Source organism: Neobacillus sp. MER 74 (assembly GCF_023714155.1).
In genome coordinates, this window is sequence record NZ_JAMAUV010000006.1 from 12,566 (window position 1) to 25,422 (window position 12,857).

General features: G+C 38.9%; 14 protein-coding genes. 6 read left to right on the forward strand and 8 right to left on the reverse strand.

From position 1 onward, the window contains the following. Nucleotides 1-27: 27 nt before the first annotated feature. The 7 genes from galU to M3610_RS12200 form a co-directional block, all read right to left on the reverse strand. The gene (gene galU / locus M3610_RS12170; RefSeq protein WP_251459437.1) at nucleotides 28-921 is read right to left on the reverse strand and encodes a UTP--glucose-1-phosphate uridylyltransferase GalU; all 894 of its coding nucleotides are present in this window, start codon (nucleotides 919-921) and stop codon (nucleotides 28-30) included. Between the two features lie 324 nt (nucleotides 922-1,245). After that, a complete protein-coding gene (locus M3610_RS12175; protein WP_251459438.1) occupies nucleotides 1,246-2,010 on the reverse strand; it encodes a tyrosine-protein phosphatase in 765 nt (254 codons plus the stop codon). An 88-nt stretch (nucleotides 2,011-2,098) separates the two neighbouring features. Beyond that, the gene (locus M3610_RS12180; protein WP_285851112.1) at nucleotides 2,099-2,800 is read right to left on the reverse strand and encodes a CpsD/CapB family tyrosine-protein kinase; all 702 of its coding nucleotides are present in this window, start codon (nucleotides 2,798-2,800) and stop codon (nucleotides 2,099-2,101) included. Then, nucleotides 2,790-3,539: a YveK family protein gene (locus tag M3610_RS12185; protein WP_251459439.1), complete on the reverse strand. Its 750-nt coding sequence runs from the start codon at nucleotides 3,537-3,539 to the stop codon at nucleotides 2,790-2,792. Before M3610_RS12185 ends, M3610_RS12180 begins: the two co-directional genes overlap by 11 nt. Nucleotides 3,540-3,857: 318 nt before the next feature. Further along, entirely contained in the window at nucleotides 3,858-4,334 is a 477-nt protein-coding gene (locus tag M3610_RS12190) for a CBO0543 family protein (protein ID WP_251459440.1), read from the reverse strand. Next, a complete protein-coding gene (locus M3610_RS12195) occupies nucleotides 4,331-4,825 on the reverse strand; it encodes a CBO0543 family protein (RefSeq protein WP_251459441.1) in 495 nt (164 codons plus the stop codon). The genes M3610_RS12190 and M3610_RS12195 overlap by 4 nt, the downstream gene beginning before the upstream one ends. A 47-nt stretch (nucleotides 4,826-4,872) precedes the next feature. Then, on the reverse strand, nucleotides 4,873-5,379 hold the full coding sequence (locus M3610_RS12200; RefSeq protein WP_251459442.1) for a CBO0543 family protein: 507 nt from the start codon (nucleotides 5,377-5,379) through the stop codon (nucleotides 4,873-4,875). 284 nt (nucleotides 5,380-5,663) lie between these two features. Here M3610_RS12200 and M3610_RS12205 point away from each other — a divergent pair, with 284 nt between their 5' ends. Both M3610_RS12205 and M3610_RS12210 read left to right on the forward strand, forming a co-directional pair. After that, nucleotides 5,664-6,677, forward strand: coding sequence for a cache domain-containing protein (locus M3610_RS12205; protein WP_251459443.1), 1,014 nt, complete (start codon nucleotides 5,664-5,666; stop codon nucleotides 6,675-6,677). 25 nt (nucleotides 6,678-6,702) lie between these two features. After that, a complete protein-coding gene (locus M3610_RS12210; protein ID WP_251459444.1) occupies nucleotides 6,703-7,221 on the forward strand; it encodes a GGDEF domain-containing protein in 519 nt (172 codons plus the stop codon). A gap of 264 nt (nucleotides 7,222-7,485) precedes the next feature. On the opposite strand, the gene M3610_RS12215 is transcribed toward M3610_RS12210, so the two are convergent. Continuing rightward, complete coding sequence (locus M3610_RS12215; protein WP_251459445.1) at nucleotides 7,486-8,718, reverse strand: SH3 domain-containing protein; 1,233 nt, start codon at nucleotides 8,716-8,718, stop codon at nucleotides 7,486-7,488. Nucleotides 8,719-9,331: 613 nt separating this feature from the next. On the opposite strand from M3610_RS12215, the gene M3610_RS12220 reads away from it, so the two are divergent. The 4 genes from M3610_RS12220 to M3610_RS12235 all read left to right on the forward strand — a co-directional run bounded on the left by M3610_RS12220 (nucleotide 9,332) and on the right by M3610_RS12235 (nucleotide 12,646). Next, on the forward strand, nucleotides 9,332-10,786 hold the full coding sequence (locus M3610_RS12220; RefSeq protein WP_251459446.1) for an NADP-dependent glyceraldehyde-3-phosphate dehydrogenase: 1,455 nt from the start codon (nucleotides 9,332-9,334) through the stop codon (nucleotides 10,784-10,786). 154 nt (nucleotides 10,787-10,940) lie between these two features. Then, nucleotides 10,941-11,126, forward strand: coding sequence for a hypothetical protein (locus M3610_RS12225; protein ID WP_251459447.1), 186 nt, complete (start codon nucleotides 10,941-10,943; stop codon nucleotides 11,124-11,126). Between the two features lie 232 nt (nucleotides 11,127-11,358). Beyond that, complete coding sequence (locus M3610_RS12230; RefSeq protein ID WP_251459448.1) at nucleotides 11,359-11,547, forward strand: hypothetical protein; 189 nt, start codon at nucleotides 11,359-11,361, stop codon at nucleotides 11,545-11,547. Nucleotides 11,548-11,878: 331 nt separating this feature from the next. Continuing rightward, nucleotides 11,879-12,646, forward strand: coding sequence for an SDR family NAD(P)-dependent oxidoreductase (locus M3610_RS12235; RefSeq protein WP_251459449.1), 768 nt, complete (start codon nucleotides 11,879-11,881; stop codon nucleotides 12,644-12,646). The last annotated feature ends 211 nt before the right edge of the window (nucleotides 12,647-12,857 follow it).

Genomic DNA, 12,857 nt, shown 5'->3' on the forward strand with positions numbered 1-12,857 from the left:
TCGACAACCGCGACCCCTTCCTTCTCTCTATAACATTACTTTTTCTTTATCTAATGAAGAAACTAGATTTTTTAGGTAATCTAGCATGTCGTCATGGAGGTCATCATGCTGCAAAGCAAATTCAATCGTTGTCTTCACAAAACCAAACTTTTCACCAACATCATATCGTTGGCCTTCAAAGTCATACGCAAATACTCGTTGGATTTCATTTAAGCGTTGAATCGCATCTGTTAATTGAATCTCGCCGCCTGCCCCTTTTTCCTGACGGTCAAGGAACATAAAGATTTCCGGAGTTAAGATATAGCGGCCCATGATTGCTAAATTAGATGGTGCCGTACCTAGTTTTGGCTTTTCGACAAAATTATTAACCTGATAGCGTCTTCCATCCTTTTTTGACGGATCAATAATTCCATAACGATTTGTTTCATGATCAGCTACTTGTTGCACACCAATTACTGATGAAAATGTTTCTTCATATTGATTAATCAACTGTCTTAGGCAAGGAGTTTCACTTTGTACAATATCATCTCCCAAAAGGACTGCGAATGGTTCATCACCAATAAAGTTGCGTGCTGACCAGACAGCATGACCAAGCCCCTTTGGCTCTTTTTGGCGAATATAATGGATATCCGCAAGATTTGTCGCATACTGAACTCTTTCTAAGATTTCATACTTTTCTTTCTCGATTAAGTTTTGTTCCAATTCCACGGCATTATCGAAATGATCTTCAATCGCACGTTTCCCTTTACCGGTTACAATGATAATATCTTCAATCCCAGATGCCACAGCCTCTTCCACTATGTACTGAATGGTCGGCTTATCAACGATGGGAAGCATCTCTTTCGGCATTGCTTTTGTTGCAGGTAAAAATCTCGTCCCCAGCCCTGCAGCTGGAATAATGGCCTTTCTGACTCTTTTCACTGTTAATTCCCCCAATAATTCATTTGTTTATCTACTGAACTCTTTCCTCTACTAAAGCAAAGAGGCAAAAAAATAAATATCTAATGGAATTGCAAGTGCTTTCACACTTATTCTTTCATTAGATATTTATTGTTTTATTAGTAATCGGGCATCTAACCCGGCCTCACATCATGCTCTTGACGACAGGCGTCTAAGGTCCCCCAAGGAACCCACAGCACAATCGAGTGCCCCCATTGATATCGGACAGGAGGCGTCGCCGATCAGGCGATTTAGCCTGATAAAGTTGTAACCTAATAATCTGTAAACTCTCATCGGCTTAGTTGGCTAAAATATATTAAAGAACTTCTTCTTTTTAATTCGTTCAGGAACTTCTTTATAGATATGACTATCTTCAATTACTAGCTCGGCATTCTCTTGGAATAAATACACCATATCAATTCCGTACTTACCTTGAACGATATCGAAAGCTTCTCTCATCTTAAACGTACGATTACTCGTATTATGAGCATCCGATGCAATGAAATGAGTAAGGTTTGCATCGATTAATTTCATTGAAAAACTCTTAATCTTTTTTCCAAAATCTCCGCAAATACTTGAAGCCGTGACTTGAGACAGTGCTCCCTTTTTCACAAGCTGATAAAGAACTTCCGGTCGTTCGATGATTTCCTGGTTTCGTTCCGGATGAACGATCACCGGAATGAGTCCCTTTGTCTGCAAATCATAAAACAACTTCTCCGTGTATCTCGGGACATGGCCAGACGAAAACTCTACCAATACATATTGTGTGTTATCTATTGGTAAGATTTCGCCTATTTCATAGCCTTCCACCATTTCGCCATGGATCCGGGTTTCTTGCCCTGGAAGTACATACAAATCTATCTTTTCTTCTAGTAACGCCTTATTTAATTCTCTAACTCTATCTATAATGGTCTGTTTTGGGTTTTCATAACGGTTGTTCAAATGATGCGGTGTAGCTACTATTGTATGAATTCCTTGTTCAACAGCCTTCTTGGCCATATTGACACTTTCCGACAAATTCTTTGCCCCATCATCTAAGCCCGGTAATATATGACTATGCAAATCAATCATTGGTCACACGCACTTTCCAATAAACTGTTATTTTCCACCGACATTTTTCATAGTAACATAGATTTGAGGCGGAATTTGTCGAAATTTGTTACTTAGAACCATAATAATAGTAGTAGTCACCGTTCTGTACTTCTTTATGATTCAAGACGACACCAAGTAATTTACTTTGAGCATGCTCAAGTAATTCTTTACCTTTTTTCGCTTGATCGATCTCTGTTTTCTCACTAAATATAACCAAAATTGATCCATCTACCTGATTGGCAAGGATTTGCGGATCAGCTACCGCTAACAATGGCGGGGTATCAAAGATAATATATTCGAACTGAGACTTCGCCTCTTCAATGAATAGTTCCATTGATTTTGAGCTTAATAGTTCAGCAGGATTCGGTGGAATCGGGCCGCTCGTTAAAATGAATAAGTCCTTTTCCTGTGTTTCAAGAACGGTTTTTTCCAGTTCTCTTTGCTTTGTTAATACAGTCGTAAAACCAAATAAGTTATTCATTCCAAATGTATGGTGCACGGTTGGCTTACGTAAGTCCGCATCGACTAATAAAACCCTTTTGCCCAACTGAGCAAACGTTACAGCAAGGTTTGCCGCTGTCGTCGACTTCCCTTCCGCAGGTCCGGAAGAAGTAACCATGATCGCTTTTAATTCTTCATCTACAGAAGAGTATTGGATATTTGTTCGAATCGTCCGGTATTGCTCAGAAATCGGTGACTTGGGATCGATCGCCGTGACTAGCTTACGGCTTGCGTCTTTACTGTTCAATTTCTTCTTTTTAAGCGCCAATGTTTCCACCTCTTCCTGTAGAATTTCTCACTGCACGGCGTGCCGCCGCCTCATCCATCTTTTGATCATCAATGGTTGCAATAACACCTAGGATTGGAAGACCTAAGATCTTATCCACATCTTGTTCGTTTTTAATCGTATTATTAAAGTACTCTAGTAAGAACGCAAGGCCAACACCCGCCATTAAACCAACAACAAGTGCGATCGCCACGTTTAATAATGGTCTTGGTTTAATTGGAGATGGATTTTCTGAAACGTCTGCTTTTGCCAGAATGCTCACATTATCGACACTCATGATATCTTTAATTTCTCTTTTAAAAACTTCAGCCGTTTTATTGGCAATTTGTGCAGCTACGGTCGCATCTGGATCCTGCACAGATAAGTTTACTACTTGGGAATCCTTTTCACTTCCAACGGTAATCTTCGCTTTTAATTGAGAAGCGGTCATGTCTAAATCAAGTTCTTTGGAAACAATATCTAAGATGGCTGGGCTTGTGATGATGACGTTATAGGTATTAATTAATTGAAGGTTTGTTTGTACTTCATTCGATTGGTATAAGGATTGTTCATTTTTCTTTTGGTTCACAAGAATTTGTGTAGAAGCCTGGTAAATCGGGGTTAAGAAATAATAACTAACCACTCCACTAATGATGGCAGCAATTACAGTTATCGACACGATTAACACTAATCGTTTTTTCAATGTCTCGAGCAACTCTTTTAAACTAATAGTCTCTTCCATTTCGTCCTCCTAAATATGTGTTACAAAACATTTTCCATTATATCATATTTATTACAAAAACTTGGTGAATATATCAGTATTTTGTCAGTTATTTTGTTTTTATGTCTAATGAACGATTACCTATACTATTAAACACCCTTTTTACAAAAAATTGAAGAGGAAATAGATAATTGGTAGGAATTACAACACAAATAAGTAAATATCTACTATTTATCAATTTAGAGCCGATCTGCGTTTGATTCAGTTGGCCAACCGTTCCTATCTCCCGGACCCATCGAGTGTTCTTTTTGGGAAAGACACCTTAAAGTGCGATCGTACCTACTCCATTTCCTTTACAATCCCCTTGAAAAACCATACACAAAACCCGCGCGAGATCATAAAGGTGAGAAACAACGTAATCCATGTCCAAAACCATGTCCAATGGTGATACTCAAGTAAGTCTGTATATTTTTCAATCAGAACCTCAGGTATGGTCAAGGCCGTGCAATAGGCACCATAATAAAAGAACTTTAAGACCTTCCTGCTGAGGTGTGGGTAAAACACATTAAAGATGACCGCAACCGCTGGATAGGCAAAGAACTCATACGTAAAACTCGCACGGTTGGCCTTTGCAAATAATCTGACGGGATACGTTAGCAGACCATATTCCACCACGATGAGTCCAAACATCCAGGTGACCGCCTGCATAAATACAAAGGAGGTTACGGCCAGGCGGAGTTTCTGTTTCGGAATCAGAAAGAGCAGACCACTGGAAAGCAGCCAAACACCAAGTAAAATCCACCATTCCAGTTTCATTCCACTGCCTCCTGTTCCATTTGAAAAAGCTTCTTATTCTTAAAAAACCATTGATAGACGAAATTCGTGACCGCAAAGATACAAAAGAAATCCATCCAGGTAAAATACCAGGCGTAGTGCACGTATTCAATCAGATTTGTATACTTCACTAGGATATAATCATAAAGCGTGATGATCGAAATCCAACTGCACAAATAGATGAGCCGAATCCGGAGTGAATGTTTGGGCTCAAAAGCGATATAGAACCCACAAAGGAGCGGGTAGAAGAAATACTCCGTCGTAATTAGCAGGTCTGTCGCTTTCGGAAACTCACGAACCGGAAAGGCAATCAGATTGAATTCGACATGGACCAGTGAATTCAGCCACAGCAGCGACTGACAGATCAGGGCGGTAACTGCCACTTTTCTGTACCGTTTTTTTGGAGTAAAGAAAATATACATAAAGATCCCAATGACCCACATAAGAATTATTACCGTGTAATCGACTGACATTCCCTATGACCTCTCTTATCGTAGTTACTGCAAGTTTGATTTTGCCCTTATTTAATCGAAATGTGAAAGTAACGAAGGAGAAATACAATGATAACAATTGAGATACCATATGTAAGAAACGGCCGGGAATAGTGAAGACGAATCATCGAGTACATCACGGTATAAAAGAACGGCTCCATCCAATAACGGTAGCCATTTTGCAAAATAATCCGGTTCATTTTATGAAATAGAAATTCAACCATCAGCGAACCAACGACCCAGAAAAAAATATAGCGAACTTGCTTTCCTATTTCTCTTTTAAATGGGTAATGGCTTAGGAATAACAAGGTAATCGCCGGGAGAATGATAAAGGTGTAAATTAAATCAACCATTGTATGTGAGTCCGGGATTAGATCCGGTTGGTGAACCCAGAGCATATGATCTTTGCACAATACATTGTAAAGGAGGTTGCATACACTCACATAATAAATGGTGGTCATGTATTTCTGCCAATGTCTCCAATCGCCCTTCCAAAAGGCCATACTAATTAGGACAACCGTTAATAGTGCGTGCATAGCTTCCCTCCCATCCAATCGACGAATTTAGGTTATATTTTCCCCATCGTCGTGCAAAATGATTCCAGCTGTGTGAAAGGAATACGTTATCCGGACTAGTGAGGAAAATTCGCGGATGAAAACGATACCAGTTGATCACATTTATAATAGAAGAAACTCGGTTATTTTGTTATAAAAATAATTCGTGTATACAAATTCCCCTTACCGGAATGATAAAGACAATATGCTATATTTTAGTCGGTTGTTTTGACGATAAATGACACTTTATATAGTGGTGAAGAGATATGAGGAAACCGTTTCGATTAAGTATAAAACTTCTTTTTTTAAGCTTACTGGCGTTTGCGATGATTGGCACCATCGCCGCCAGTGTGATTTCGAGTGTGATTGTCAGTAAAAACAACTTAGAGGAAAATTATTTAACCGAGAATCAATATTACGCTCAAAAATTGGCGACTACCACAGATCATCTTTTTACCAATATGCTTCAAATCCTAACGACGGAGTCCCATAGAAAAGAATATGAAACGGCAGATTCTGAACTCATTTACCATGAGATCAAGCGGATATTGGATTCAACCACCTTTTTTAATTCGACAATCTTTGTGGATGATACCGGACTAATCGTAGCCTCCGCACCCGATCGGACATTAGAGGGGAAACGATTGGAGAGCATTGGCTCAAAGGAGGCGTTGAAACAGAAGGCACCGTTTATCTCGAAACCTTATGTGGGTGTGTCGGGGAATTTAATTTTGCTTATCTCTGCCCCTGTCTTTGATGATCATGGGTCGTATAAGGGCTTTCTGTCCGGAACCATCCATTTACAAAAGGAAAACAGCCTGAAAAGAGTTCTTGGTCAGCATCCCAAACACGAAAACGATTCCTATGTCTATGTCGTTGATTCGGAAGGGAATATCATTTATCACCCCGATCAGGATCGAATAAATGAAAACGTAAAAGAAAACAAAGTGGTGCAGCAAGTCCTGGAGGGGAAAAACGGCAGTCAAGAGGTGACGAATACACAAGGCATTCCGATGCTAGCGGGCTACGCTTCCTCTACATCCACGAGTAAGTGGGGCATTATCTCCCAAACGCCTAAAACAGCCGTTATCGAACCAACGATTCATATGGCCAAACAAGTAGGTATCAATGCTGTTCCCATTTTCATTTTAGTATTTGCCCTATCCTTCTTCATCTTGAATAAAATTGTGAATCCGATCCGAAATTTAGCGGTCTACGCAAAAGAAATGACCAGCCATCCGTCCACCCCTCCCCCCTCGTATTCCGAATTGGTATTTTGAGTTAAAGGAGTTAAAACGGGCACTTTTGGTAGCTGTTGATTTTTACCAGAAGAAACTTACTTCTGCGGAGAGTGAATCGAATCTCGATCCATTGACAGGTTTTTATAATCGGCGCTCGTTAGAAAAAAGGGTCAGTGAGTTGGACATGTACTCGATTATTTTGTTTGATGTTGATTATTTTAAAACGGTGAATGACCAAAACGGGCATCAAATGGGAGATGAAGTGTTAATATACCTTTCCGAATTAGTGAAAAAAGCGACTAGGGAGAGTGATTGGTGTTTCCGTTTAGGCGGAGATGAATTTTTAATCGTTCTTCCCGAAACGGATCCAGCGGTCGCTCAAACGATTGCCGAACGTATCCGAAGAACAGCCGAGGATGCCAGTAGTCCGATTGGAGAACCACTGACCGTGTCGATCGGGATTGGTCATTTCCCCACGAACGCCCAGCAGTTCTCAGAATTGGTTAAGGTCACTGATGAAGCGTTATATCGTGCGAAACAACTGGGGAGAAATCGGGTTGTTATGGCTAGGCGGCGGGAGTGAGGGACGGTGGCGGGTTCGGGGCTGGTGGAGCGGCGGCGGAGATCAACAGACCCATAGGAAAAATAAGCGGAGAATTTCCGCCTAAATTGGGAAATACCTATATTTCCTTAAGAATAAGGGGAGTTTTTCCTGTTATTTGTTTCAAACCCTTGGATTTTTCCTTATTTTGAGCAGATAAGCGGAATTTCTCCGCTTATATCAGCTTCTTGAGCATCCTCATTCAACAATAACCGGAAATTCTCCGCCTATTAATTTCAACTTTATTTATTGAACAGAAAGTAAAGTCATTTGTTGACCCCGTTTCCCTTCAAGGGTTAGGGATACTTTTTGCCCAAAATGGCCTGCTAATTCCTTTATCAACTTACCTGATGCTTTGGCCGTATACGTGTTTCCATTGTCCGTACTAAAACGAAATGTCCCATTCGTGTCTACGGCTTGAAGTTGTGCTGATACTGTTATTTGATTCGTAGTGGCAGGGATGTTAATTTTTTGCCCGATTTTCAACTTGGCTGGGTCTACGGTTGGATTGAGTGCTTGAATGGATGCGACTGAGATATTCAAGGCTTTACTGATTTTTACAAACGTATCCCCGGGCTTGATCACATACACCTCTGAACTTGGAATGGCTGTGGCTGGTTTGTTCATAGTTAAGTAGGTTTCACTAACATATGCTGCCCTGCCGTTGAATTCAATCTGAGCCCACCCTTTACTAGACGATCTCACCGCCACTCGATCGTTTACCTTTAGCATTCCTATGACCGTACCACTTATAGAGGCAGCGTCTCTCACTTTTAATGTTGTCGCATTGACATACATGGTTTTGGCTTGCGTAACAGCTGGCTTCGTCGTTTCCCCTGGTGTGGTGAGATACGCAGCACTCACAAAACATACTCTTCCTTTGATCAGAATGCCTGCCCAACCGTTTTCGACGAATGAAACCTTGACCACTTCCCCTTTTTTATAGGTTCCTATGATACTGCTTGCTGTCGTCGGATGTGACCGAACATTTAGGGTTGTAGCATTCACCGTTCGATTATGTACTTTTGGTAATAGAATCTTTTTCCCGTTAATGGATTTCAGCCCATTGGCTTCTAAAATTTCTTGCGGGGTTACTCCATGTGCAGCCGCAATCGCTTCAATTTTTTCCCCACTTTTCACCTGATAGGTATATTCCCCTATAAATGCCGCATTGGCAGTGCTGGCCATAAAGCTAAGGACAATGGTAAAAATTCCGGTCACGACGAGATTTTTTACAGGACTTTTTTGAATCATTTGGTTCACCTGTGACACATATGTATTCCAATTGTCACGAATATCTTTTAGGAATCCTTTAATATCTAATACATTGCGAATATCAAAATAATTGACTCGCTGATCATATTCGCGTTTTTCCATCCTCGAAGTGAACTCTGGTGCACTTTTTGTCTGCTTGCTTTTTCCATGAGTCTCTTTCCTGTTACGAGCTAATTCACCATTCACAAATAAATCGTTCGTCATATTCACTATTTCTCCTATTCCCTCTGTCGCTGTCTTAACGGGAAGATCATGTCTGACACTGAATGTGGCCTATGACCATTTACCCCCTCTGTAAGATTCGACAATATCCAACATTTTCTGTCCATATTTTAGCGATACATGAAAATTTTGGACTAAAAATAATAGAACCGACAATTCTTTCTTAAATCTATTCTTTATATAAAACACCGAAAATGTAATATAAAATGGCTATATGAATTTGAAGGGCATACTATTAGTTTTCTTAGAATTTTTGATCTATGGATAGTTAGGATTTACAATAATTGAATTTTGTCTATTTTTGTAATGTTTTGATATCTTTTGTAGAAACTATTTTTATTTTTCTAAATATAATCCATAATACTTTTGGTAAGATTCCAATCTTTTATGGAAATGGGAAAATTGAAAGATTAAAAAAATATAATCTAAAATGGTCCCAATGAAGGAATGACTGATCTTGCAAGAATAAAATAGTAACAAGAATATTTTTTTACACCAACCGGGACATTTTATGTCATTGTGGGATAAATTATGTCCCTATCCATTTTGTTGCAATATATTCAAAATATATTAAAAAATTCAAGGAGGATTTATTATGCCAACAAACGTATTATCCTTAACAGCTTATCCTTTTTATATAAATGGGGAATGGAGAGAAAGTAAGTCTGGTGAAACAATTAAAATCACGTCACCTTATCTTAATGAAGTGCTTGGAGAAGTACCGGCGATTACAACTGAAGAGGTAGATGAGGCAATTTATTATGCTCAAATAGCCCAAAAAAATTGGGCAGATACTTCACTTCAAGACCGGGCAAGATTTTTGTATCAATGGGCAGATGAATTAGAAAACATGCAAGAGGAAATTGCTGAAATCATTATGAAAGAAGTTGGGAAAAGTTTTAATGATGCAAAGAGTGAAGTCGTACGTACTGCCGGTTTCATTCGATACACGGTAGAAGAAGCGATGCATATGAAAGGAGAGAGTTTAAAGGGAGATAGCTTCCCGGGCGGTTCTAAGTCTAAGATTGCGATTGTTGATCGTGTTCCACTTGGAATAGTCCTAGCCATCCCTCCATTTAACTATCCGGTCAATTTAGCTGCTGCTAAACTGGCACCTGCACTTATTTCCGGGAATGCAGTCATCTTTAAACCTGCTACACAAGGCGCGATCAGCGGGATAAAAATGATTGAGGCTCTTCACAAAGCAAACTTTCCAAAAGGTCTTGTCAATATCGTGACAGGTCGTGGTTCAGTTATTGGTGATTACTTGGTGGAGCATAAAGGAATTAATATGATTTCCTTTACAGGCGGAACAAATACCGGAACTCGCTTAGCGAAAATAGCGGGCATGATTCCACTTGTACTTGAGCTTGGTGGGAAAGATCCTGGTATTGTGCGTGAAGATGCTGATTTAAATGAAGCGGCGAAACATATTATCAGCGGTGCATTTTCTTATTCCGGTCAACGTTGCACAGCGATTAAACGCGTATTAGTTCATGACAGTGTTGCGGACGAGCTTGCTTCGATTTTAAAAGAAGAAATTGAAAAACTGGTGGTAGGTTCCCCGGAAGACGGCAGCACGGTTGTACCGTTAATTGATAAACAGTCTGCTGACTTTGTTCAAGGATTAATTGAGGATGCCATTGAAAAAGGCGCAAACCTTGTAACAGGAAATAAGCGTGAACACAATTTAATTTACCCTACTCTTCTTGATCATGTGACAGAAGACATGACCGTAGCTTGGGAGGAACCGTTCGGACCTGTGCTTCCAATAATCCGTGTATCCTCTGATGAAGAAGCGATCAAAATTGCGAATGAATCTGAATTTGGCTTACAGGCAAGTGTCTTTACCAAAGATATTAATAAAGCATTTGCGATTGCGAATAAAATTGAAACAGGCTCAGTTCAAATAAACGGACGTACCGAACGCGGCCCGGATCATTTCCCATTTATCGGTGTAAAAGGATCCGGAATGGGTGCGCAAGGTATCCGCAAGAGCATTGAATCGATGACGCGTGAAAAAGTAACTGTATTAAATCTTACTTATTAATCTAAAGTTGTAAAATTGTAACTTTAATTCCTAATAGAGGGGGCCTTGTTGGCCCTTCTTTGTTAATTTCCCTTGGAAGCTTTAAAAGCAATATACGTTGCATTGGCACCAGAAATTCCAGGGGTTCCACCAAATAAAAGGAGTTGGAAGATTTATGAAGAATACTAATAGCTTTACTATAGAGGAATTAGAAAGACGAATTGCTCATTTTGAGGATCGTCTTAAGGATTTTATTATTACCGAGGAACAAATTGAGTTGATCAAAGAAAGGTTAAGGGAACTAAAAAACGCAAAAGAGTGTTTATCATCGGAATGGGGTCGGTACCTGCCAGTCAAGTAGCGTTACAGAAAGCAGGGCTTAGTATTCAGAAAATTGATTTACCCCTTAAAGTACTTTATTCATTGATCTTAAAAAGAATAGGCTGGTAATTGATTATATAGATGAAAATGGTTAGACATCTCAATATTTTGTATTACAAATATAATCCGCTCCTAAAAAACATTTTAAAGCGGAGACATGCATTATCAATCTTTCTGGCTCGTTTTTTGTAAATCAAAAAGAGGTGAGTAGATTGAAAACAAGACAAGAGACACTTGGAGAGTTGAAAACAGAATTGCTGCGGATTGGTTCAACCAACCAAAGGGATTATGATTTGTTGAAGAGGAAAGGACAAGTATATAGTACCACCATTTGTCGCAGGTTAAAGTTAAGCTGGCCTGAAGTCGTCAATCAAACTGGATTAAAGTTTTTTTCTACATAGAAGGAGCATTGGATAAGTCCAATGTTTATTCTTCCTGAGTACCAAAGTAACGGGGGCGTTAGTTCAATAACAATTAATTAAGGAACGCACATATTATACACATCTAATATGTGCGTTCCTTTTTTTATGTGTTTACGTGATTTACCCTGTGCTAACTCCTACTAGTTGTGCCACTTCGCCAATTGTATACATAAAACCCTCCATTTTTAACCAATGCTAATCAAGTGTAAAAAATAGGTTTGACTTAGAGTTTGCTCTAACCACTATAATAAATCCGTAAAAGTTAACAATCAATTTTTGTTAGTATAACAAAATATTAGGAGGCAATAAAATGAAAAAATATACAGTTATTACAGGTGCAAGTTCTGGTATTGGATATGAAACAGCACTTGCTTTTGCTGCTCGTGGTAAAAATTTAGTCATTGTGGCACGTAGAACTGAGGAGCTTGAAAAACTAAAATCAGAGATCGTGAAAGTAAATGCAGAATTAGATGTCGTTATAAAAACAGTTGATTTATCAAATATAAAAAATGCTTATACATTATATGAAGATTTAAAGGAATATGAAATTGAAACGTGGATTAATAACGCAGGATTTGGCAATTTTGCATCAGTTGGAGATCAAGATTTAACTAAAATTGAGAGAATGCTTAATTTAAATATCGAGGCTTTAACTATTTTAACTTCTCTTTATGTGCGTGACTATTCAACAGTTGAAGGAACACAATTAATTAACGTTTCATCAGGTGGGGGTTATACGATTATTGGAAATGCAATCACATACTGTGCTTCTAAATTCTATGTAAGTGCCTTTACTGAAGGGCTTGCACATGAATTAAAAGAAAAAGGGGCAAGCATGCAAGCAAAAGTATTAGCTCCTGCTGCAACTGAAACTGAATTTGCAAAAGTATCGTATGATTTAGAAGAAAATGTTAAGTTTGAAGGACTTCTTCCTAAATACCATACAGCCAAAGAAATGGCAGGATTTATGCTTGATCTTTACGATAGCGAAAAAATAGTTGGAATTGTAGATGGTCTTACTTATGAATTTCAATTAAAAGATCCAATTTATCCTTATGCAGTAAGAATGAGAAGCTAATAAGGTTGATTTATCAGCGATATTCAAGGATTTTTCTGGATTATTATCTTTATACTTTTACGTATATAAGAAGTTCTTTACTAATTGTATTATCCTATCAAAAAGAGGTTCTTCCATTAGGAGAACCTTTCCTATATTTGTTCAACTAACAGGTTAGGTAAGTTCAAGAAGCTATCGAAAATTGATAGTAGGAATGGCTCAGTTTAGCGAA

Bases quoted from the DNA above. Each gene is read 5' to 3' on its own strand.
- M3610_RS12190 (WP_251459440.1), bottom strand. From the start codon at position 4,334: ATGAAACTGGAATGGTGGATTTTACTTGGTGTTTGGCTGCTTTCCAGT.
- M3610_RS12235 (WP_251459449.1), top strand. From the start codon at position 11,879: ATGAAAAAATATACAGTTATTACAGGTGCAAGTTCTGGTATTGGATAT.
- M3610_RS12185 (WP_251459439.1), bottom strand. From the start codon at position 3,539: ATGGAAGAGACTATTAGTTTAAAAGAGTTGCTCGAGACATTGAAAAAA.
- M3610_RS12225 (WP_251459447.1), top strand. From the start codon at position 10,941: ATGAAGAATACTAATAGCTTTACTATAGAGGAATTAGAAAGACGAATT.
- M3610_RS12175 (WP_251459438.1), bottom strand. From the start codon at position 2,010: ATGATTGATTTGCATAGTCATATATTACCGGGCTTAGATGATGGGGCA.
- M3610_RS12215 (WP_251459445.1), bottom strand. From the start codon at position 8,718: ATGACGAACGATTTATTTGTGAATGGTGAATTAGCTCGTAACAGGAAA.
- M3610_RS12195 (WP_251459441.1), bottom strand. From the start codon at position 4,825: ATGTCAGTCGATTACACGGTAATAATTCTTATGTGGGTCATTGGGATC.
- M3610_RS12200 (WP_251459442.1), bottom strand. From the start codon at position 5,379: ATGCACGCACTATTAACGGTTGTCCTAATTAGTATGGCCTTTTGGAAG.
- M3610_RS12205 (WP_251459443.1), top strand. From the start codon at position 5,664: ATGAGGAAACCGTTTCGATTAAGTATAAAACTTCTTTTTTTAAGCTTA.
- M3610_RS12220 (WP_251459446.1), top strand. From the start codon at position 9,332: ATGCCAACAAACGTATTATCCTTAACAGCTTATCCTTTTTATATAAAT.